The organism is Modestobacter italicus (genome assembly GCF_019799965.1).
GTDB classification, from domain to species: Bacteria; Actinomycetota; Actinomycetes; order Mycobacteriales; family Geodermatophilaceae; genus Modestobacter; species Modestobacter italicus_A.
Genome location: NZ_JABGCJ010000010.1, coordinates 1 through 20,661 on the forward strand (window position 1 = coordinate 1; position 20,661 = coordinate 20,661).

The 20,661-nt window shown below is 73.2% G+C and carries 19 protein-coding genes; 9 read left to right on the forward strand and 10 right to left on the reverse strand.

Features of this window, described 5'->3' with window-relative positions; all coding sequences use genetic code 11:
- Positions 1-199: SDR family NAD(P)-dependent oxidoreductase (locus HLA93_RS19120; protein ID WP_222196038.1), on the reverse strand; the 199-nt coding region annotated here is incomplete at its 3' end.
- 101 nt (positions 200-300) lie between these two features.
- On the opposite strand from HLA93_RS19120, the gene HLA93_RS19125 reads away from it, so the two are divergent.
- Complete coding sequence (locus tag HLA93_RS19125; protein ID WP_222196039.1) at positions 301-1,149, forward strand: helix-turn-helix transcriptional regulator; 849 nt, start codon at positions 301-303, stop codon at positions 1,147-1,149.
- Between the two features lie 123 nt (positions 1,150-1,272).
- The gene (locus tag HLA93_RS19130; protein ID WP_222196040.1) at positions 1,273-1,497 is read left to right on the forward strand and encodes a hypothetical protein; all 225 of its coding nucleotides are present in this window, start codon (positions 1,273-1,275) and stop codon (positions 1,495-1,497) included.
- 288 nt (positions 1,498-1,785) lie between these two features.
- Here HLA93_RS19130 and HLA93_RS19135 read toward each other — a convergent pair whose 3' ends face one another.
- Positions 1,786-2,859, reverse strand: a complete 1,074-nt coding sequence (locus tag HLA93_RS19135) for a VanZ family protein (protein WP_222196041.1) — start codon at positions 2,857-2,859, stop codon at positions 1,786-1,788.
- A 115-nt stretch (positions 2,860-2,974) separates the two neighbouring features.
- A complete protein-coding gene (locus HLA93_RS19140) occupies positions 2,975-4,024 on the reverse strand; it encodes a YdcF family protein (protein WP_222196042.1) in 1,050 nt (349 codons plus the stop codon).
- Positions 4,025-4,115: 91 nt separating this feature from the next.
- Here HLA93_RS19140 and HLA93_RS19145 point away from each other — a divergent pair, with 91 nt between their 5' ends.
- Positions 4,116-5,906: a lipase family protein gene (locus HLA93_RS19145; protein ID WP_222196043.1), complete on the forward strand. Its 1,791-nt coding sequence runs from the start codon at positions 4,116-4,118 to the stop codon at positions 5,904-5,906.
- A gap of 166 nt (positions 5,907-6,072) precedes the next feature.
- Here HLA93_RS19145 and HLA93_RS19150 read toward each other — a convergent pair whose 3' ends face one another.
- On the reverse strand, positions 6,073-6,489 hold the full coding sequence (locus HLA93_RS19150; RefSeq protein WP_222196044.1) for a MarR family winged helix-turn-helix transcriptional regulator: 417 nt from the start codon (positions 6,487-6,489) through the stop codon (positions 6,073-6,075).
- 111 nt (positions 6,490-6,600) lie between these two features.
- Between HLA93_RS19150 and HLA93_RS19155 the strand changes: the two genes are divergently transcribed.
- The 4 genes from HLA93_RS19155 (at position 6,601) to HLA93_RS19170 (ending at position 9,290) form a co-directional block, all read left to right on the forward strand.
- Positions 6,601-7,158, forward strand: a complete 558-nt coding sequence (locus tag HLA93_RS19155; protein WP_222196045.1) for a hypothetical protein — start codon at positions 6,601-6,603, stop codon at positions 7,156-7,158.
- A 70-nt stretch (positions 7,159-7,228) separates the two neighbouring features.
- Positions 7,229-8,146 (forward strand): hypothetical protein, encoded by a 918-nt coding sequence (locus tag HLA93_RS19160; RefSeq protein ID WP_222196046.1) that lies wholly within the window; start codon positions 7,229-7,231, stop codon positions 8,144-8,146.
- 139 nt (positions 8,147-8,285) lie between these two features.
- A complete protein-coding gene (locus HLA93_RS19165; RefSeq protein WP_222196047.1) occupies positions 8,286-8,441 on the forward strand; it encodes a Zn-dependent oxidoreductase in 156 nt (51 codons plus the stop codon).
- A 357-nt stretch (positions 8,442-8,798) separates the two neighbouring features.
- A complete protein-coding gene (locus tag HLA93_RS19170) occupies positions 8,799-9,290 on the forward strand; it encodes a GtrA family protein (protein WP_222196048.1) in 492 nt (163 codons plus the stop codon).
- Positions 9,291-9,718: 428 nt separating this feature from the next.
- On the opposite strand, the gene HLA93_RS19175 is transcribed toward HLA93_RS19170, so the two are convergent.
- Together HLA93_RS19175 and HLA93_RS21865 are read right to left on the reverse strand one after the other, a co-directional pair.
- Complete coding sequence (locus HLA93_RS19175) at positions 9,719-10,381, reverse strand: response regulator transcription factor (RefSeq protein ID WP_222196049.1); 663 nt, start codon at positions 10,379-10,381, stop codon at positions 9,719-9,721.
- Positions 10,378-11,556 (reverse strand): sensor histidine kinase, encoded by a 1,179-nt coding sequence (locus HLA93_RS21865; protein WP_222196050.1) that lies wholly within the window; start codon positions 11,554-11,556, stop codon positions 10,378-10,380. The genes HLA93_RS19175 and HLA93_RS21865 overlap by 4 nt, the downstream gene beginning before the upstream one ends.
- A 544-nt stretch (positions 11,557-12,100) precedes the next feature.
- Between HLA93_RS21865 and HLA93_RS19185 the strand changes: the two genes are divergently transcribed.
- Together HLA93_RS19185 and HLA93_RS19190 are read left to right on the forward strand one after the other, a co-directional pair.
- Positions 12,101-14,302 carry an MMPL family transporter gene (locus tag HLA93_RS19185; RefSeq protein WP_222196051.1) on the forward strand — a complete coding sequence of 734 codons (2,202 nt, stop codon included), beginning with the start codon at positions 12,101-12,103 and terminating at the stop codon, positions 14,300-14,302.
- 373 nt (positions 14,303-14,675) lie between these two features.
- Positions 14,676-15,647: a quinone oxidoreductase family protein gene (locus HLA93_RS19190; protein WP_222196052.1), complete on the forward strand. Its 972-nt coding sequence runs from the start codon at positions 14,676-14,678 to the stop codon at positions 15,645-15,647.
- Between the two features lie 34 nt (positions 15,648-15,681).
- On the opposite strand, the gene HLA93_RS19195 is transcribed toward HLA93_RS19190, so the two are convergent.
- The 4 genes from HLA93_RS19195 to HLA93_RS19210 form a co-directional block, all read right to left on the reverse strand.
- Positions 15,682-16,638 (reverse strand): VWA domain-containing protein, encoded by a 957-nt coding sequence (locus HLA93_RS19195; RefSeq protein ID WP_222196053.1) that lies wholly within the window; start codon positions 16,636-16,638, stop codon positions 15,682-15,684.
- Complete coding sequence (locus HLA93_RS19200) at positions 16,635-17,594, reverse strand: DUF58 domain-containing protein (RefSeq protein WP_222196054.1); 960 nt, start codon at positions 17,592-17,594, stop codon at positions 16,635-16,637. Before HLA93_RS19200 ends, HLA93_RS19195 begins: the two co-directional genes overlap by 4 nt.
- Complete coding sequence (locus tag HLA93_RS19205; protein ID WP_308128240.1) at positions 17,591-18,799, reverse strand: MoxR family ATPase; 1,209 nt, start codon at positions 18,797-18,799, stop codon at positions 17,591-17,593. The genes HLA93_RS19200 and HLA93_RS19205 overlap by 4 nt, the downstream gene beginning before the upstream one ends.
- 286 nt (positions 18,800-19,085) lie before the next feature.
- The gene (locus tag HLA93_RS19210; protein WP_308128241.1) at positions 19,086-20,429 is read right to left on the reverse strand and encodes a C40 family peptidase; all 1,344 of its coding nucleotides are present in this window, start codon (positions 20,427-20,429) and stop codon (positions 19,086-19,088) included.
- Positions 20,430-20,661: the final 232 nt, after the last annotated feature.

Below are 20,661 nucleotides of genomic sequence, written 5' to 3' on the forward strand. Positions count from 1 at the left end.
GCTGGATGCTCACCGGGTCGGTGGTGTCGATCTGGACGGCGTGCAGACCGGGGTGCTCGGCGGTGATCTGCGCCAGCAGCGCGGTGCGCCGCCCGCCGACGATGACGGTGTTGCCCTCCTCGCGCAGGCGCAGCGCCAGGGCCAGGCCGATGCCGCTCGTCGCGCCGGGAATGAAGACGGTGTTCCCTGCGATGTCCATGCCCTCAGCGTTCGCCGGGTCCCGGTGCCGTGGCAGAGCGTGGTGATCGGGGGATCGCCGATCCCTGGCTGCCGCAGGCGCGCAGCAGTGACACTGCTCGGGTGAACCGAGACGATCTCGCCGACTTCCTCGTCCGGCGTCGCAGCGGCCTCCAGCCCGCGGACGTGGGGTTGAGCGCGGGGCCGCGCCGGCGCACCGCCGGGCTGCGGCGGGAGGAGGTCGCGCAGCTCGCCGCGATGTCCACCGACTACTACACGCGGCTGGAGCAGCGGCGCGGACCGCAGCCGAGCACGCAGATGCTCGCCTCGCTCGCCCGGGCGCTCCGGCTGACCGCGGACGAGCGTGCCTACCTCTACCGGGTCGCCGGACACGACGCCCCCGACCGGGTCGGCGGGGACGACCACGTCGCTCCCGGGCTGCTGCGCGTCCTCGACCGGCTGACCGACACACCGGCCCTCATCCTGTCCGCACTGGGCGAGACGCTCGTCCAGAACGACCCGGCCCGTGCCCTCTTCGGGGACGTCAGCCACCTCACCGGCTTCGAACGCAGCGGCATCTACCGCTGGTTCGTGCACCCCGAGCAGGAACGGGTGCGCTACCCGGAGGACGACCGCGACCGACAGAGCCGCGCCCAGGTGGCCTCGCTGCGCGCCGCTTACGGATCGATGGGAGCGACGTCCCGAGCCGGTGAGCTGGTCCGGGTGCTCACCCGCATGAGCCCCGAGTTCGCGCGGCTGTGGGACGCCCACGAGGTGGGCCGGCGGTTCGAGGACCACAAGGTCCTCCTGCACCCCGAGGTCGGTCCCATCGAGGTCGACTGCCAGGCGCTGTTCACCGAGGACGAGTCCCAGGTGCTGCTCGTGCTCACCGCCCCTCCGGGAAGCGAAACCGCGAGCAGACTCGCGCTCCTCGCCGTCCTCGGCACGCAGGCCTTCGCGCCGGAGCACTAGCTGCTCTGACTGTGGGCCTGGTCGGGCCGGCGCACAGCCAGTACGACGTGGCCGAATCGCCGCCTCGGTCCCGCGCTCTTGGCGGCCGCCGGCCCACGAGACCACCTGACACGAGGAGTTGCCGTGCACGTTCGCCGCTGGGCGGAACTGAGCAGCCGCCAGCAGACCGCGGTCCTGATAGCCGCATCGGTGCAGCTCTCGCTCGCCGCCACCGCATACGCCGATCTGGTCACCCGTCCGGCCGATCAGGTCAACGGGCCGAGAGGCCGGTGGGCCCTGGCCATTGCGGTCAGCTTCGTCGGGCCGCTGGCGTGGTTCCGCTGGGGCCACCGGGCTCCGGGCCGGTGAGGTCCTCCAGCCCGGTACCGACCGGCGCGCGGCACGTGCGCAAGGCGCGCGAGCGGCTGTCGCGGGCACCGAGAGCGCAGCCGCTACGGCGGACCCTGCAATCCGGTGCGGGCGTGGTGGGTGCCTGCAGGGCCGCGTCTGCGGCCTGGGGACCGCCTGTCCAAGTGGCTCATCTGACCTGAGCGCCACGAACGGTCGGGTCAGCTTGGCGAGCAGCGCACTGCACGACTGGACCGCACGCCCACGGCCCGACGCCGAGCCCGGCGGACAGCCCATCGGCCGGCCGGCTCACGCCGGTTCCTCCGCGGCCCCGACCGCACCGTCCCGGCCCCGCGCGCTGACGCGCAGGTCGGTACCGGTCAGCAGGTCCTGAGGTGCTCGGTCGTCCCGTCGGAGGGCGACGGTGCCGATGACCGCGGCGACCAGGCCGGCCCACAGGACCAGCGGTGCCAGGACGACGAGGCCGGGCAGCTCCGCGGCCCTGTCACCGGACCACCGCGAGAACGCAGCCACGACGAACCACGGACCCGAGATCAGGACGCCCCGCACCGCCAGCGCACGACGTGCAGCGGGGCGGCCGTCCCGCTGCACCACGGCAGCCCGCACCAGGAGCTGCCCGGGAGTCGCGCCGCCGGCGAGGACCGGGACGGCGACGAAGACGAACAGCAGGGAGACACCCAGCCCGATCAGGGAGCTGCCGTCGAGGAGGCCGACGAGCACGAAGTCGACCGCAGCCGCGGTCGCTCGGCGCAACGGACCGGACCGGCCCGAGCGCGCCGCCCCGTGGCCCGGGTGCGGCACCACCACGACCGCCGGCGCCAGCAGAGCGCCGATGAGGGCGCCGCAGACGTTGGTCAGGACGTCGTCGACGTCGAGGACGCGGTAGGCGCAGTCGTAGAGCCCGAGGACGCCGCTGCCCTGGACCGCCTCGATCGCCGCGGAGGCCGCCAGTGCGACCACGAGGATCCGGGGAAGCGACCACCGGAAGGACCGCCGGAGCAGCACACCACCGGGGACGAACATCGCGACGTTGTAGAGCAGCTGGAACAGGGCGGGACTGGACGACAGGGAGTGCCCCTCGGCGAGGTCGCCGCGAACGGCCCCGACGAAGGCGAGTGGCTCCAGGTTCCTCCCGACGCAGACCACGTCATCGGGTGACGGCAGTGGGAGCAACGTCAGCGCGACCACGAAGACGGCGTAGACGGTGAAGAGGTAGATGCCCGCCGCACGCCCCCGGTCGACCACCCCGAAACGTCGGTACTGCACGACCAGCACCGGGACGGCCAGCACGCCCACTGTCAGCAGCGCGAGGACCGCCCCCAGGCCCAGTTGCCCGCGGAAGGCGTCGAGCACCGCGATCACATCGGCTCCCTCGTCGACCGTGCGTGTCCCACCTGCATGCCGTGCACTCCCCCTGACCGGACGTCGACACCCGACGTCCGTCCCGACCGCCGCGCTGCGCGCACCAGGCCGGTGGTCATGCCGCAGCCAGGGACAGCCCGGCCAGGCCGGCCATGCCCACCACGGCGAGTCCGGAGAGAGCGAGCAGGGCGCGGTGGTCGAGCATCACCGCGACGAACTCCCGCAGGTAGGCGCTCGGCCAGTAGTAGAGCGCGGTCGGGCAACCGATCGCCTGGGCGTCGATCCCCAACCGCCGCGCGAGCAGCGCCGCGCGCGGAGCGTGGTAGTTGCTGGTGACGATCAGGTAGGGCCCCGGCACACCTCGTTGCTCCAGCAGCCGCGCGCTGAACCGGAGGTTCTCCCGCGTGGTGCGTGACCGGTCCTCCACCAGGACGTCCTCGGCGGGGACGTCGTGCTGGCGCAGCCACTCGGCCATGGCCACCCCCTCGGCGCGCAGCTCGTCGACGCCCTGGCCGCCACTGGGGACGATCGGCAGCCCACCCGACCGTTCCCTCCGTTCCTCGACGGCGGTGACGGCACGGTGCAGGCGCGCGGCGAGCAACGGCGAGACCTCCCCTCCGACCAGACCGGCCCCGAGCACGATGACCGCCCGGGCCTCGGCCCGCCGGGCGAGCCAGGCGTAGAGCGCGGTGTGCGTCGCGAAGGCCAGGAAGAGCAGGCCGGCGCAGGCCTGTGCGGTCAGCAGGCCCACCGCCAGCGCGCCGGTCACGGGGTTCTCGTGCCGGAGCAGAGCGACGAGGACGACGGGGAAGCCGATCATCGACAGCCCTGCCAGCAGGGAGAGGGCGTTGGCCAGCGATCTGCTCTCCCGGCGCAGCACCAGGACACCGTCGACCACCAGGAGCAGCGGCAGGAGGGCGAGGCCGAGCCCGACCAGTGCAGCCGCCGCGAGGACGACGACGCCGGTGGCGACCTCCAGCCCGGTCGACCGCACGGTCAGCAGGGCGACCGAGCCCAGCAGGTAGTGGCCGAGGAGGACCACCAGGACGCCGTTGCGCAGAGCCCGCGGGTCCCTCCGCAGCGACCAGACCAGCGCCGCGCCCACGACGAGGACCCCGAGGAGAGCTGCCAGGTTCCGCGCGGCGAACTCCGTCGGCGGGCCCACGCCCCGATCCAATCACCCCGGCCGCGAGCACGTGCAGCGCACTCGGGCGACCCGGGCGATGTGCAGGTGGGTGGCCCCCTAGGGTGCGCTCATGCCGGTCGGGAGCCCGTACCGCCACCTGAGCCGCCGCGTCCGGGCACTGCCCGGTCTGATGTCCCGTGCGCCGTCGTGGGTGCTCCTCCTCGTCGGCGTGGTGACCACGGCGCTCGGCGTGCTCCTGGCCGTCCGCCCGCTCAGCTCGTTGACCGTGCTCGGTGTCTATGTCGGCCTGAGCTGCGTCGTCTCCGGAGTCGGTGACCTCGTGACGCACCGCGACGGTGCCGGCTGGCGGCCACTCGTCAGCGGCGCCGGCTGGGTCCTCGCCGGCGTCGCCGTCCTGGTGTGGCTCGGTCGCAGCCTCGAGCTCCTCGGCCCCTCCGTTGCCGTTCTCCTCATCGCCAGTGGCGCCGCGCGACTGCTCGACCTGCGCCGCGGCCCGACCGCGGACCGGGCGCTGTCCGGCGTGTTCGGCCTGTCGGAGATCGCGTTCGGCGTCGTCGCACTCGCGTGGCCCGATGCCACCCTGCTGGTCGTCGCGTTCCTGTTCGGCATGCGCACCGCCGCCTTCGGTCTCTCCCTGCTCTGGCGAGGAGTCGCCCGTCGAACCCCCTCGGGTGCCCGGCGGCCGTCCCGCGGCCCCGTCGCGGTGAGGTGGACGGCCGCAGGCGTCGTCCTGCTGGTGGCGGGCACGACGTTAGCGGTGAGCCACGAGCTCCGGCAAGGCATCCCGGTGCTGGACGGCTTCTACGACGCTCCGGACGCCGTCCCCGACGAGGCCGGGCAGTTGCTGCGCGTCGAGCCGTACGGCGGGGACCTGCCGCCGGGGCTCGAGGCCCACCGCATCCTCTACACGACGACCGCAGACGACGGCGTCCCCGCGCTGGCGAGCGGTGTGGTCGCGGTGCCCGCCGAGTCCACGGGTCGGCCGGTCCCCCTGGTCGCCTGGGCCCACGGCACGGTCGGTGTCGCGCGAGCGTGCGCGCCCAGCCTGGGCCGCGACGCCATCTCCACGGAGGGCATGCCGGCGATGGACGCCCTGGCCCGCAACGGGTGGGGCATGGTCGCCACCGACTACACCGGCCAGGGCACCGAAGGGGACTTCCCCTACCTGATCGGGCAGGGAGAGGGGCGCTCGGTGCTGGACGCCGTCCGCGCCGCGCACCAGGTCGCAGGCCTGGACCTGTCCCCGGAGACGGTCATCTGGGGGCACTCCCAGGGAGGCCACGCCGCCCTGTGGGCCGGCCAGCTCGCCCCGACGTACGCGCCGGACGTCGCCGTCGTCGGGATCGCCGCACTGTCGGCGGCGAGCGACCCACTGGCACTCGCGCAGGTCGTCACCGCACACCCCGGCGCCCTCGGCGCGAGCCTGGGCATCTCCTTCGTGGTGGCCGCGTACAGCCGGTGGTACCCGGACATCTCCCTGGACGACGTCACCCCGGCGGCGCGGACGCTGGTCCGGGAGGCAGCCGCCCGCTGCACCAGCGAGCCGGGGAGCCTCGTCACCGTCCTGACCGGCGTCGCGGTCTCCGCGGACACCCCGATCCTCCGGACGGACCCGACGGCCGGCGCGGTCGGCCGCCGCCTGCGCGAGAACGTGCCGCTGGGGCCCTGGCAGGCACCGCTGTTCCTGGCCCAGGGAGGCGCGGACGAGGTCATCGTCCCCCGCCTCCAGGACGACTACGTGTCCCGGCTCTGCGCTGCCGGGCGCCCCCTGCTGTACACGAGGTACGCCGACAGGTCGCACATGGGCGTGCTCGAGCCCGACTCCCCCCTGAACGCCGATCTGGAGCAGTGGACGCAGGAACGGCTGGCCGGCCTCCCCCAGGCCGACAGCTGCCCGTGACCCATCGCCGGACCGGGACACCCAGCTCTGAGCCGCCGTCGGCAGCCCGGCAGAGCGACGATCAGCTCGCCACCTCCCGGCAGCACCCAGCACGACGTGGGTGCAGCACCGAGCTGCGGCCGTGAGCGAGCGCTCCAGTCATCCACATCGCGACATGGACCTGCGATCACACCCGCTCGGCGGCCACGCCGATCGCGCCATGCAGCTCCCGGAGCGCCTGCTGCACGTCGCCGGCGGGCCGAGGGAGGGCGGCCTCGACAGCGGCCAGGGCCGGCAGGAAGTGCTGACCTGCCGAGGTGTGAGCGTGCTGGCCTGCGTCGGTGAGCGTGAGGCGGTACGACCGACGATCCCCTGGGTGCGGGACCTGCCGGACGTGCCCGCGCGCGACCAGTCGTTTGACGTGGCTGGAGACCGTCGTCGCCGGGGCGGACATCCACCGGGCGAGTTCGCCGGGGCTGATCTCGCCGGCCTGACGCAGCACGGAGTAGACGGCGAAGTCCTCGGCGTCCAGATCAGCGCTGGCCAGCGCTCTGTCCAGCAGTGCGATGGCGGCGCGGGCCGTCAGCCAGGTCTCGAACAGCACGTTCGACGGATCATCACCATCGACAGGACTGCTGCGATCTCGCACTATCCCTCCTCGGACAGGTAGTGCGAGATCGTAGCATCGGAGGCTGTGGTGGAAATGTGGCGCGCGATGAGTCGTGGCCGAGTGGTCGTAGCGGTCTGGGTCCTCTTCGGTATCAGCGCACTGGCGATGTTCGGGTGGCCCGGCCTGACCGGCGCGGTCTCCCAGGCCTGCCACGGGAGGAGCGCCCTGGACGTACGCAACCACTGGACCGCCGCGGACGCACGCGACCTGGTCGCAGCCTGCGGTGCCGAGGGACGGGCGGCCTACCTCCGGCTGCAACTGCTCGACCTCGCGTACCCCCTGCTCTGCGGCCTGGCCCTGCTGCTCGTGTCCGCCCTGCTGGTCCGACGCCTGCCGACCCGGAGATGGCGCCTGCTGCTCATCCCCGCACTCGCGATGACCGTGCTCGACTACGGCGAGAACGCGACTGTCTGGACCATCCTGTCGACCTGGCCCACCGTCGGGGACCTCCCCGCACACCTCGGCGGGGCCGCCACCGCAGCGAAGCGCGTCGCGGGTCTCCTGGCCCACCTCGCCGTTCCGCTGCTCCTGCTCGCCGTCGGCTTCGATCGGCTGCGAGTCCGGGCGCAGACTCGGGCCGGAGCTGCGAACCCGTCCCGGTGAGGCACCGACACCGGACAGCCGTGGGGCGCGGCGCCATCACCGCCGCCCGTGCCGTGCGCACCATGGGGACGTGCTCGCCCGACCGGACGCCGTTGCCGCCCTGCCGGCTGCTCCGGGCGTGTACCGCTTCCGGGACGACAGTGGCCGCGTGCTGTACGTCGGTCGGGCCGGAGAGCTGCGCCGCCGGGTCGGCTCCTACTGGGGCGACCTGCGGGACCGCCGCCACCTGCGGCGGATGATGCCCCGGGTCGCCCGGCTCGAGGCGCTGGTCTGCGACTCCGCGCACGAGGCGGCGTGGGCCGAACGCAACCTGCTCGAGCGGTCGCTGCCGCCGTGGAACCGGATCGTCGGCGGCTTCGAGGTGCCCGTCGTCATCCGCCTGGACCCCTCACCGGAGGCGCCGCGCCTCGAGCTCGCCTCATCGCACCGGTCGGCACCGGGTGTCCGCTGCTTCGGGCCCTACCTCGGGGCCCGCAAGGTGCAGCTGGCCGTGTCCGGACTGGAACGGCTGTACCCGATCAACCACGCCGCCCCCACCCGCACCGCCGCCGAGCGGGAGCTGGCGCGGCTGCGCGGCGGGCAGGACGCCCCGGTCGCGCACCTCGCCAGCGCTGTGGCGTCCGTGCTGGACCGCGAGCCGACAGCGGTCGCCGACACGCTGGCGGCGCTGGCCTCCCGGCGCGACGCCGCGGCGGGGTCGCAGGCCTACGAGGCCGCGGCCCGGCTCCAGGAGGAGATCGAGGCGGTCACGTGGGTGGTCGCGCCTCAGCGGGTCACCACGCTCGGCGAGGAAGGCGACCGGGACGTCACCGCCTGGGCGGACGACGTCCTCGTCCGGCTGCGGATCCGGAACGGCCGACTCCGTTCCTGGGAGCAGGAGACCTGCTCCCGGCCGGTGCCCGGCACCCGGGCGCCCGACGGGTGGGCGGCCTTCCTGCATCGCAACGCGGAACTGGCTGTTCGGCTGGCATCGCTGCCCGTCCGCTGACCTGCTCCACCCCGAGGACGTGACCCACCCGGTGTCCGGGCGCCGCCGACCGTCGGAGCGTGCACGGTGGACGTGTGTCCCAGCCGTGCGGCCCACCGGGACACGGGCGACCTCATCGACCGGGCCATCGCCTCACGTCATGCGATCAGTGCAGATCACCCGCTTCGGCGGCCCCGAGGTCATGGACGTCGTCGACCTGCCCGACCCGGTCCCCGGCGACGGCGAGCAGCTCTTCGACATCTCCTCGGCCGGCGTCAACTTCGCCGACACCCACCACCGCCTGTCGGGCAACTGAACTGACACGGCCGTGGGTTGCGGAACCGTAGGGCCCCGCCCTCAGCGACGCGGGCATCGACCCTGCCGGGCGGGTCACACACTGGCAGCGGCGTTACGCGGTGGGGGGACGCGTTGTTCCCCGGACTGGCCGGTGCCGTCTCCCTGTGCGCCCGCGGGCTGCGCACGAGGACATGGCTGCGGTGCCCGGCCGGTCGCTCCGGGATCTGGTCGGCCCGTTCCTCCACTGACTCTCCGACTACAGCGAACGCAGTAGACGAGACCACCGCGCCAGGATGACGACGACCCACTGACCAGGCACGACCCTCGTGGAGTGAAGGACTGGGGCCCACCGGCCAGACATGCATCTGGCCTGACCATGTCAACGAGTGCCGCGCGGCCCCCAGGCGAGCAGCGCGCCACCGCTGCGCAGACCCTCGCTCGGTCGAGGAGCGACCTCCTGCGCGCCGAGTTCCCGCGGTTCGTAGCGGTGGGCCTGGTCTCCAGCGCTGTCTACGGCGTGATCTTCATGCTGTTGAGCTCCTTCACCGACGCGCCACACCTGGTGGTCAACGTGGTGGCCACCGCGGACTCCGCCGTCCTGGGCAACGAGCTGCACCGTCGCTTCACCTTCCGCGCCGGCACCCCGGCGTCCGTGGCACGTGGCCAAGCCACCGGCCTGGGCATGGCCGCTGTCGGCCTGGTCATGAGCAGCCTGGCGTTGACCGGTTGGCAGTGGGTTGCCCCGGACGCCGGGGACGTGAGCTCCTTGTTGATCGCGTACGGGACCAACGGTCTCGTCGGTCTCGCCAACTTCGCGACCCAGCACACGGTGCTGCGCCCGCGTGCACGACCCAGCGGCGGTCGATGAGGAGATGGGGGCAAGGACACCGGGCTGGCCCGATGACCGCACCTCGCCGACCTGCGGAACCCGATCCGAGCCCTGCTGGCCCTCCGTGCCGTCATCCACCCCGAGCCGGGCAGCGACGGGGTGATCGGCAGCCCCGACTCCTGCGCGGCGCAGCAGCCGGATCCCGTCCGCCGAGACGACGTCTGACGGATTCGAACGACGGAGTCTGAGCGCAAGCTCCCCACGGGGTGACCGGGAGGTCTGACTGGGCCCGGGGGTCGAGTCAGCCCTCGCCAACGACCTCGGCGCAGACCCCGGCCAGCCGAGCAAGCGCCCGTTTCGCGTGGAGCGGACGGACACCATCGCGACACCCGACGACCACAGCACCCGGCGCCGTCAGCACCCCAGCTGAGTGGAGGTACCGCAGCCGTCATGGCCGCGCACCGGCTTCAGGTCGGCTGGAGACCGGCGCGGATGGCCATGGCGACCAGCTGGCCGCGGTCCCGGGCACCGACCTTGGTCATGGCCCGGTTGGCGTGGGTCTTGACCGTGAACGGGGAGAGGAAGAACCGCTCGGCGATCTCGGCGTTGTCCAGCCCGGAGACGATCGCGGTGACGACCTCCCGCTCCCGTGGTGTCAGCTCAGCGAACCGGGCGGTCAGCACCGGGTCCAGGTCCACCGCCCGCTGCTGCACGACGTGGTCCACCACCGCACTGACCGCGGTGGGCGACAGCGCTCGACTGCCGGCGGCGACCGCCAGGATCGCGTCGGTGAGCTCGGTGGGTCCCGCGCCCTTGCTGAGGAAGCCGTCGGCGCCGGCGCGCAACGCACGCAGCACGTTCTCGTCCTGGTCGAACGTGGTGAGGACGAGGATCCGCAGCTGCTGCGGGGGGTGGGTGAGCCGGATGCGGCGGGTGGCCTCCACGCCGTCGATGCCGGGCATCCGGATGTCCATGAGGACGACGTCGGGCCGGACCTCGTCCACCTGCCGGAGGACGGCCAGCCCGTCCCCGGCCTCGGCCACCACCTCCAGGTCCTGGTGGGTGCCGATGATCGAGCGCAGCCCGGCCCGGATCATCTCCTGGTCGTCGACCACCATCACGCGGATCACCGCAGGACCTCCTCGACGACGGGCAGCGCCGCTCGGACCCGGAACGTACCGCGGTCGTTGGTCACCTCGAGTCGGCCGCCTGCGGCGGCAGCCCGCTCCCTCATGCCGATGAGGCCCTGGCCGATCCGGTCGGGATCCGAGGCCGGCGATGCGACCGCGTTGACCGCCTCGACGGTCACCGCAGGTCCGGCCACCTCGACGGCCAACCGCACCTGTCCGCGGCCGTACCGCTGGGCGTTGGTCAGCGCCTCCTGGGTGATCCGGTAGGCCGCTGCGCTGGTCTGCGGGGAGAGCTCGCGGGACAGGTCCCCGATGCAGGCGTCCACGTCCATGCCGGCGGCGCGGACCTTGTCCACCAGATCGGGGATTTCGTGGTGGCTGGCGACCGGGCCCGGAGGGACGCCGCCCGGGCCGGTGTGCAGCACGCTCAGGATCTCCTGGGTCTCCGCCAGCAGCGACTTCACGCTGCCGCGCGCGGCCACCAGGTGCTCCCGGGCGGGAGCGGCGGTGGCCGGCAGGTGCACCTCGGCGGCGCCCAGGTGCATGCTCACCACGGCGATCTCGTGTCCCAGGGTGTCGTGCAGGTCGTGGGCGATGCGCAACCGCTCCTCGGCGACGCTGCGCTGGACAGCGGCGTCCCGCCCGGCGACCGCCTCATGGGTGCGTTCCTGCAACGCGGCCCAGTACTGCTGCTGACCGCGGATCGCGCTGCCGGCAGCAGCTGCAGCGAACGCGGTCGTACCGGCGATCCAGGCGATCGGGTCGTCAAAGCCGAAGCTGCCCGCCGCCAGGCCCATGGCCAGGAAGTCGGCTGCACCGATCACCACTGCGCACCACACCCCGGACAACCCGCGCAGACACAGCAGGAAGGCCCCGAACATGGACACCTGCCAGGCCACGATCGGCTCGACACCGGCCACGGCGGCGACCAACGGTCCGGCTGCCAGGAGGCCCAGCCCCAGGACCGGGCGGCGATAGCCCAGGACGACCCCGGCTGCGCTCACCACCAGCGTGAGCACCGCACCCACCGGCCGGTCGCTGAAGGGCGACGTCGCAACACCCGCAGCCAGGCTGGCGGCGATGACGATCGGGGTGGTCTTCTCCAGCAGCCGGGGCCTGCGCATCCACAGCGGCGGGGCGGGCAGCTCCGGCAGCTGGGCGGGGAACCTGCTCACCGGCTCATCCTCACACCAGCCCGCTGGCTCATGCCGGGGTTCGCGCCGTCCTGCACCCGACCGAGCTGGGTGTGCATCTCGCGTCCGCTCCTCTTCCATGTCAGCCCAGGAGCGTCAGCCGACGAGTCACCGAGCCCCCAGGACCCGGTCATGACGACCGGCCTCCCCGCCATGCGCGCCGGGCGAGCCGGTCGGTGCCAGACCGTGCTGGCCGCGCCCACCGGACCTGCTGCTGCGCACATCGTCCAGCCTGGACGACGGTCCGTCGTCATCCGCACGCACCGGGTCCACCTACTGCGCTCGCAGTACGACACCGCGCCAACGGCACACGCCCACTCCTGCAGGCCTTCCCTCGGTCCGTCCACGGCACGGCTGCGCGGGCCGGGCAGGGCGGCGGGCCGCCCAGCTGGTCGGCCACCGCGAGAGCCACGGGCGAGGCGTACTGCGGACGCAGTAGGAGAAGTCGATCTGCTCGGACGATCCCATCGCAGCGAGGCGGCGGAAACCTGAGGTCCGATCTGCTCCCCTCCCCGAAAAGGACCTCATGTCTACGTTCTTGTCCCGCCTGGGACGTCTCAGCGCCCGGTTCCGGTGGTTGGTGGTCGGCGCCTGGATCGCAGTCCTCGCCGCGCTCATCGGCGTCCTGGCGGTGGGGAGCAGTGGCGACTCCGCAGGCGAGGCAGAGGTCTCGGTCCCCGAGTCGCAGGCGTCGCTGGCGCTGGAGCGGCTGAACGCGGAGTTCCCGTCGGAGACCGACGCCGCCGGCGCGAGCCTTCAGCTGGTGTTCCACCCCGACGACGGCGCCGTCACCGACCCGTCGGTGGCGCAGGAGATCGCCGCGGTCCGCACCCAGGCCGAGAGCCTGCCGGGCGTGCAGTCCGTGAGTGATCCGCTGGACCCGGCTAGCCCCTACCTGGCTGCCGACGGCACGCTCGCCGTCGCGACGATCACCTACGGTGAGCTGACCGAGGACGAACAGGTCGAGTTCTACGACGCCGCACTCGCGCTGCAGGAGAACGCACCCCCGGCGCTGGGGACCGAGCTCGGTGGCAACCTGGTCCCACTCGGCGCTCCCGAGCAGGGACCCGGTGAGGCTGTCGGGGTGATCGTGGCCTTCCTCGTACTGGCCTTGACCTTCGGCTCCCTGGTCACAGCCGGGGTGAACCTGCTGATCGCTGTCATCGGGGTCGGCGTCGGGCTCGTCGGCGTCCTGGCTTACGGCTCGTTGACCCCGATCGACGGCAACAGCATCGTCCTCACCGCGATGCTCGGCCTCGCCGTCGGAATCGACTACAGCCTCTTCATCCTCTTCCGGTTCCGGAACGAACTCCGCGCCGGGCGGACCGTCGATGACGCCATCGCCCGCGCCTCCGGTACGGCCGGGACCGCCGTCGTCTTCGCCGGCCTCACCGTGATCGTCGCCCTCGTCGCCTTCATGGTGGCCGACCTCAGCTTCATCACGCAGATGGGCGTCGCCGGCGCCTTCGGCGTCCTCGTGGCGGTCCTCCTGGCACTCACGCTGCTGCCGGCCATGATGCGGTTCCTCGGGATGCGCGCCCTGTCCAGGAAGCACCGGCAGGCCCTCGCCCGCGGCGAGCTGTTCGACGAGGAGCAGACCCAGCAGCGCGGGATCATGAGCCGTTGGGGCGGCTTCGTCGTCCAGCGGCCGGTCATCTCGCTGATCGGCGGGGTGCTGGTCCTGGTCGTGGCGGCCGTGCCGCTGCTGAGCATGAAGACGGCGTTCAGCGTGCCCGGCGGTGCGGACCCCACCTCGACCGAGCGCACGGCCTACGACCTCATCGTCGAGGAGTTCGGTGGCGTGCAGAGCCCGCTGATCGTCCTCGCCGAGGGCGACCAGGCCGCCACCCAGGCCGCCGCCGTCCAGGCCCAGCTCAGCGGCTACACCGGCGTGCGGAGCGTGGCGCCGGCGCAGATCAGCGCTGACGGTGACACCGCTCGCCTCATCGTGATCCCGTCCGGCGGGCCGATCGACGACTCCACCGAGGACCTGGTGCACCAGATCCGCGACAACGCCGACAGCGTGTCCGGTGTGCACCTGGAGGTCACCGGCGAGACCGCGATCGGGATCGACCAGGACGAGCAGCTCAGGTCCGCGCTGATCAAGTACGTGATCGTGATCGTGTTCATCTCGATCTTGCTGCTGATCGTGCTCTTCCGGTCCCTGCTGATCCCGTTGGTCGCCACGCTGGGGTTCCTGCTCTCGGTCGGTGCGTCCTTCGGCGCCAGCGTGGCCGTGTTCCAGTGGGGTTGGCTCGACCCGCTCATCGCCGCCCCGCAGGGCGACCCGATGCTCAGCCTGCTCCCGCTCCTGCTGGTCGGCGTCCTGTTCGGCCTGGCCATGGACTACCAGGTGTTCCTGGTCTCGCGGATCCAGGAGATGTACCGCAAGGGCATGGACCCGAGGACCGCGATCCGGGAGGGCTTCGGACGGTCCGCTCCGGTGCTGGTCGCCGCCGCATCGATCATGGTCGTGGTCTTCGCCGGGTTCGCCACCAGCTCCTTCGCGGTCGGCGCCTCCATCGCCTTCGGGCTGATGGTCGGCGTGGCCGCTGACGCGTTCATCGTCCGGATGGTGCTGATGCCGGCCCTGCTGTCCCTGCTCGGCCGATCCGCGTGGTGGATGCCCCGCTGGCTGGACAAGGTCATCCCCGACGTCGACGTCGAGGGCCACTCCCTGGACAGCCACGAGCACGAGGCGCCCAAGCAGCCGGCAATGGCCAGCTGACCGCAATCCCGCGACGACGGGGCCGCTACCGACCAGGTAGCGGCCTCCGTCGTCGAGGCGGTCCGGCGTTCGTCCCACAGCGCTGGACATCGCCCTCGCCGGCATGCAACCCGACCCGGATGGTCTTGCTCGATGCGCCTCCGCGCCGACCGTCCCCGCCGCCGCGCCTGGCCATCGGGTCGTGGCCGTGAGCTCAGTCCTGTGCTCCTGGCTGGTCCTGGCCTCACCGGCACCCGTGCACTGCTCGGGGTCCCAGCCCTCGGGCTGTGGCCGGTGACTCCAGCCGCTCGGTACAGCCGCCGCCTGCTACCCCGGCTGCTCACCGTCTGGAGCACGGCCGACCGCCGGGCACACAGGCCATAGCCTGACCGCCATGCGATCAGTGCAGATCACCCGCTTCGGTGGCCCCGAGGTGTTGGACATCGTCGACCTCCCCGACCCCGTCCCCGCCGAAGGCCAGACACTCTTCGACATCAGCTCGTCCGGCGTCAATTTTGCGGACACACACCAGACCGAGGACAGCTACCTGGCCAAGCAGCAGCTCCCGCTGATCCCGGGCGCGGAGTTCGTCGGCACCCCGGCCGGCGGCGGCCAGCGGGTGGTCGGCCTGCTGCCTGGCGGCGGGTACGCCCAGAAGGTCGCCGCGCACCCGCGGCTGACCTGGCCGGTGCCCGATGGGGTGAGCGACGAGCAGGCGCTGGCCGTCGTCCTGCAGGGCGCCACCGCCTGGCACCTGTTGCGCACCTCCACCCACCTCTCCCCCGGCGAGTCCGTCGTCGTCATCGCCGGCGCCGGCGGGGTGGGCACGCTGGCGATCCAGCTGGCCAAGCACTGGGGCGCGGGCCGGGTCATCGCCACCGCCTCCAGCCCGGAGAAGCGCCAGCTTGCCGAGTCCCTGGGCGCGGACGCCACCGTCGACCCGGCGCTGGCCGAGGACGACCCGAAGACCTTCACCGCCGCCCTCCGCGAGGCCAACGGCGGGAAGAAGGTGGACATCGTGCTGGAGATGACCGGCGGCAACGTGTTCACCGGCTCGCTGTCGGCGCTGGCCCCGTTCGGCCGGCTGGCCGCCTACGGGATGGCCGGGCGTGAGGCCCCGGCCTCGGCCAGCGTCCCCGCGTTGATGGGCACCAGCCGGGCGGTCATCGGCTTCTGGCTGGCGCACTGCATGACCCGGCCGCAGATGATGGACGACGCGATGACCGACCTGCTCGCGCTCACCGCGGCCGGCGACCTGCGCCCCATCGACGGCGGCCGCTACCCGCTGACCGCCGTCCGCGAGGCGCACCAGGACCTCCTCGCCCGCCGCACCACCGGCAAGCTCACCCTCGACCCCAGCCGCTGACGCCGGCGCCCCTCCCCTGCCGCGGGGAGGGGCGTCACAGCAGCCGGTTGGTCCAGAGCAGCGAGGCGATCACGCCGAGGACGGCGAACAGCAGCCCACCGCGGACGAACCACGGGCTGATGTCCTGCGGCTCGGTGGTGTAGCCGATCTGGCTGCCCAGGTCCTCGTAGACCTCCTCCAGCTCGGCGACGGTGGCCGCCTCGCTGTAGCTGCCGCCGGTCTCGTCGGCGATCTGCTCCAGCGTCGCGCGGTCGACCGGCACCGGCACCCGCTCGCCGTTGAGGTCCAGCGTCCCGTAGTCGGTGCCGAACGCGATGGTCGAGACCGGCACCTGCGCGGCGTTGGCCGCGTCGATCGCCTGGGTCTCGTCCCGGCCCACGGTGCTGTAGCCGTCGGACAGCAGCACGATCCGGGCCGGCGGCAGCTCCTCGCCCTGCGCCTCCAGGCTGGCCTGGAAGTTGGTGATCGCGGTCAACGAGGTGAACACCGCGTCCCCGATCGCGGTCGCCTCCGCGAGCTCCAGGTTCCTGATCGCGGTGGCCACCTCCTCGCGTTCGGTGGTCGGGGTGACCAGCGTGGTCGCCGTCCCGGCGAAGGACACCAGCCCGAGGTTGATCCGTTCGGGCAGCACCTCGACGAACTCCTGCGCGGCCTGCTGCATCGCCTCGAACCGGTCGGGCTCCACGTCGGTGGCGCGCATGGACAGCGAGACGTCCACGGCCATGATCACCGTGGCCCGCTCGCGAGGCACCCGGACCTCGGTGCTCGGCTGGGCCAGCGAGACCACCAGCACGCCCAGGCCCAGGGCGACCAGGCCGAAGGCGACGTGCCGGCGCCAGCCGGCCCGCTTGGGGACCAGCGTGCCGAGCAGCGCCACGTTGGTGAACCGGGCGGCGTACCGCGCGCGGCGCAGCTGCAGCACCACGTACAGCGCGACGACGGCGACCACCGCCAGCAACGCGAACAGCCACCAGGGCGACTGGAACGTCATCGGGAAGCCCCTCCGTTGCCGGCGCGCCGGCGGTGCGCGACGTAACCGACGACGTCGGTCAGCCAGTCGCGGTCGGTCTGCAGTCGCAAGTGGCCCGCACCCGCCCGGCGCAACGCCGCGGCGACCTCGCGGCGCTGGGCAGCAGCACCCTCGGCGAACCGGCGGCGCACCTCGGCGTTGCCGGTGGGCACCTCCAGCGTCTGGCCGCTCTCCGGGTCGACCACGGTGAGCAGGCCGACGTCGGCCAGCTCCAGCTCCCGGGGGTCGACCACCTCGATCGCCAGCAGGTCGTGCCGGGGCGAGAGTCCGCGCAGCGGCCGTTCCCAGTCGGCCTCCCCCAGGAAGTCCGAGATCGCCACGACCAGCCCGCGGCGGCGCGGCGGACGGCGCAGCGACTCCAACGCGGCGGCCAGGTCACCACGGCGACCGCTGCCGGCCCGCGGCGTCGCGACGACCTGGCGCAGCAGCCGGTCGGCGGCCAGCCGGCCCGGCGCGGCCGGGTAGCGGTCGACCCGCTCGCCGGTGGTCACGATCGCGCCCAGCCGGTTGCCGCCCCGCACGGTGAGGTGGCTGACCGCGGCCAACCCGGCGATCGCCAGGTCGCGCTTCTCGCAGTTCGCCGTGCCGAAGTCCAGGCTGGCCGACAGGTCCAGCACCACCCAGGTCTCCAGCTCCCGGTCGGCGATCGTCTCCCGGACGTGCGGCACCTGGGTACGCGCGGTCACCGGCCAGTCCATCCGCCGGACGTCGTCCCCGGGGTGGTAGCTGCGAGAGTCGCCGGCCTCGCTGCCCGAGCCGGGGACCAGGCCGAGGTGGTCGCCCTGCAGCAGCCCGTCCAGCCGGCGGCGCACGGTGAGCTCCAGCCGGCGCAGCAGCACCGGGGCGTTGCTGCCCGGTCCGAAGTGCGGCGGCGCCCCGTTCGCCCCGGCGTCCACCGCCGAGCTGCCCTCGGTCATCCCGCGTGCGGCCCGGGGCCGCCGTCGGGCCGGCCGCCGTTCTGCGGCGGCGCCCCGTTCGGCTGCTGCGGCGCACCGTTGTGCGGCATCCCGTTCGGCTGCGGCATCCCCTGCGGCGGGCCGTAGCCGGGGCCGCCGAAGCCGGGCACCATCGGGCCGCCCGGGTTGCCCGGGCCGTAGCCGCCGGCCCGCTGCCGCGGCGTGACCTGCGGCAGCGGCACGCTCTCCAGCACCCGCCGGACGATGTGGTCGGCCGGCACGCCGTCGGCGAGCGCGTCGTAGGAGAGCACCAGCCGGTGCCGCAGCACGTCGGCGGTCACGTCCAGCACGTCCTGGGGCAGCACGTAGTCCCGCCCCCGGATCAGCGCCAGCGCCCGGCTGGCGGCGATCAGCCCCAGCGAGGCGCGCGGGCTGGCGCCGTAGGAGACCCAGCTGGCGACGTCGTCCATGCCGTGCTCGCGGGGCGCGCGGGTGGCCACCACCAGCCGGACGACGTAGTCGACCAGCGCGTGGTGCACGAACACCTCCGAGGCGGTGCGCTGCAGCCTCCGGACGTCGTCCGGGCCGAGCACCGTCTCCGCGCTCGGCGGGGTCGAGCCCATCCGGTAGATGATCTCCCGCTCCTCCTCCGGCGTCGGGTAGTCGACGAGCACCTTGAGCAGGAAGCGGTCGCGCTGGGCCTCGGGCAGCGGGTAGACGCCCTCGTTCTCGATCGGGTTCTGCGTGGCGAGCACCAGGAACGGGTCGGGCAGCTTGTGCGACACCCCGCCGATGGAGACCTGCCGCTCGGCCATGACCTCCAGCAGCGCCGACTGCACCTTCGCCGGCGCCCGGTTGATCTCGTCGGCGAGCACGAAGTTGGCGAACACCGGGCCGAGCTCGGTGTCGAAGGCGTCCTGCCCGGCCTTGTAGATCCGGGTGCCGAGGATGTCGGCGGGCACCAGGTCGGGGGTGAACTGCAGCCGGGAGAATCGGCCGCCCACCACGGTGGCCAGCGTCTCCACGGCGAGGGTCTTGGCCACGCCGGGCACACCCTCCAGCAGCACGTGGCCGCGGGCGAGCAGGCCGACCATCATCCGCTCGACCAGCCGGTCCTGACCGACGATCACGCGCTTGACCTCGAACAGCGCGCGCTCCAGTCGCGCTGCGTCGACCGACGGTGGGGTGGGCTGTGCGGATACGGGCGAGCTGCCGGCAGCGGTCACGGCGCCAGTGTCCTACACCTGGCTGTGCCGGCCACCGTTGCCGGAGGACCGCACCCCGCGGCCCGCGCACCCGCCGACGGGGCCGCCGGACCCCCGCCATGACCCCTGCCAGAGCACCGGTCACGACACCCGCTGCGACACTCGTCAGGGCGCTCCGTCGGGGACTGCCGGGACGGTGGGCGGACTGCTAGCGTGTGCGTCGCGTCGGGCAGCTCCCCCCGTGGCTGCCCGACGCCCAAGCCCCCTCCCGCACCCCACGCCGAGTGTGCCGAGGGCGCGTCCCGCCTCAGCCCGTGGGGCGCACGGCACCGAAGTAGTCGTTGCCGAACCACATCGAGCTGATCCGGACGACGTCGTTGCTCTGCGGCGCCTGGATGACCTTGCCACCGCCGAGGTACAGGGCGACGTGGTAGATCGAGTTGTAGTTGCTGCCGCTGGCCCAGAACACCAGGTCCCCGGCCTGAAGGTCGTCGCGGGCCACGGTGCGGTGGCTGAACTGCGACCACTGGGCCCGGCTGGTCCCGCCGATGGAGATCCCGGCGCGGGCGTAGGCGTACTGGGTCAGCCCCGAGCAGTCGAATCCCCACACCCCGGTGTCCGGGGAGATGCCGTAGCTGGGCCCGTTGCTGCCCCCGCCGCCCCACGAGTAGGCGACGCCGAGCTGCGTCTTGGCCGCGGCGATCGCGGTCTGCACCACCGACCCGGACGGCGTCCCGGCGGTGGTGTCGGCCGGCGGCGCGGGCGCCGGGGCCGGCGCGGGGGCCGGCCGGCTGGAGCCACCGCTCCCGGAGTTCGACGAGCCCGAGTTCGACGAGCCGGAGTTGGACGAACCGGAGCCGGACGAGCCGGAGTTCGAACGCGGCGTGGTGGAGACGGCCGGCGGAGCGGCAGCCGCCTGCTGCGCGGCGTAGGCCGCGGCGGCCTCGCGGGCGCCCTCCAGGCCGTAGAGGGTCTGCTGGGCGACCTCGAGCTGCTCCTGCATCTCGACCTGCTGCACGGCCAGCGTGTCGGCCTGCACCAGGGCCGCCACCTTCTGCTCCTGCGCCTCGGCCAGCAGCGTGGCCGACTCGGCCTTGAGGGTGTCGGCCTGCACGACGGTCTGCTGCGCGGTGGCGTCCGCGGCGGAGGCCTGCTCCTGCAGCACGGTCAGCTGGGCGACGACGTCGACCCGGTGCTCCCCCACCGTCTCCAGCAGCGCTGCCCGCTCCATCAGCTCCGCTGGGCCTCCGGCGGTCATGAACGCCCGCGCACCGGCGGAGGTGCTGCCCTGCATGTAGCTGTCCCGGGCGAAGGCGACGACCTCGTCCTGGCCGACCTGCAGCTCGGCCTGGGCCTGCGCCGCGGCAGCGGCGGCGGCCTCGGCGGCGACGCGCGCCTCCTCCCAGGCGGCCTGCTTCTCCTCGTAGTCCTGCAGCGCGATGTCGGCGGCCGCGGCGGCGCTCGCCGCGGCCGACTGCGCCTGCGCCAGGGCGGCGGTGAGCTGGCCGACCTGGGCGGCGGCCGCCTGCTGGGCCTGCTGGGCCTGGCTGAGCTGGGCGTCACTGGGGGCGACCGGTCGCGCCGAGGCCGTCCCCGGGGCGGTCACCAGACAGGCGGCGGTCACCACCGCTGCGGCGACGAGACGGTGCACCCACCGACGGGCCCGTCGAGCCCCCGCCCGATGTCCCGTACCGACCTGCGTCCCGACCTGTGCGCGCACTGTGCCTGCTCCTCCGTTGCCCGGCGCCAGGGTGTTTCGGCGGCGCCGGTCTCGACCAGTCCCGGCACACCCGTCGGGGTGTGCTCTCACGGGGGACGTCGACCGGATCGGGTGAACGACTGAGGGCACGCGGAGCCACCTCACCCTCCGGGGTGAGGCCGGC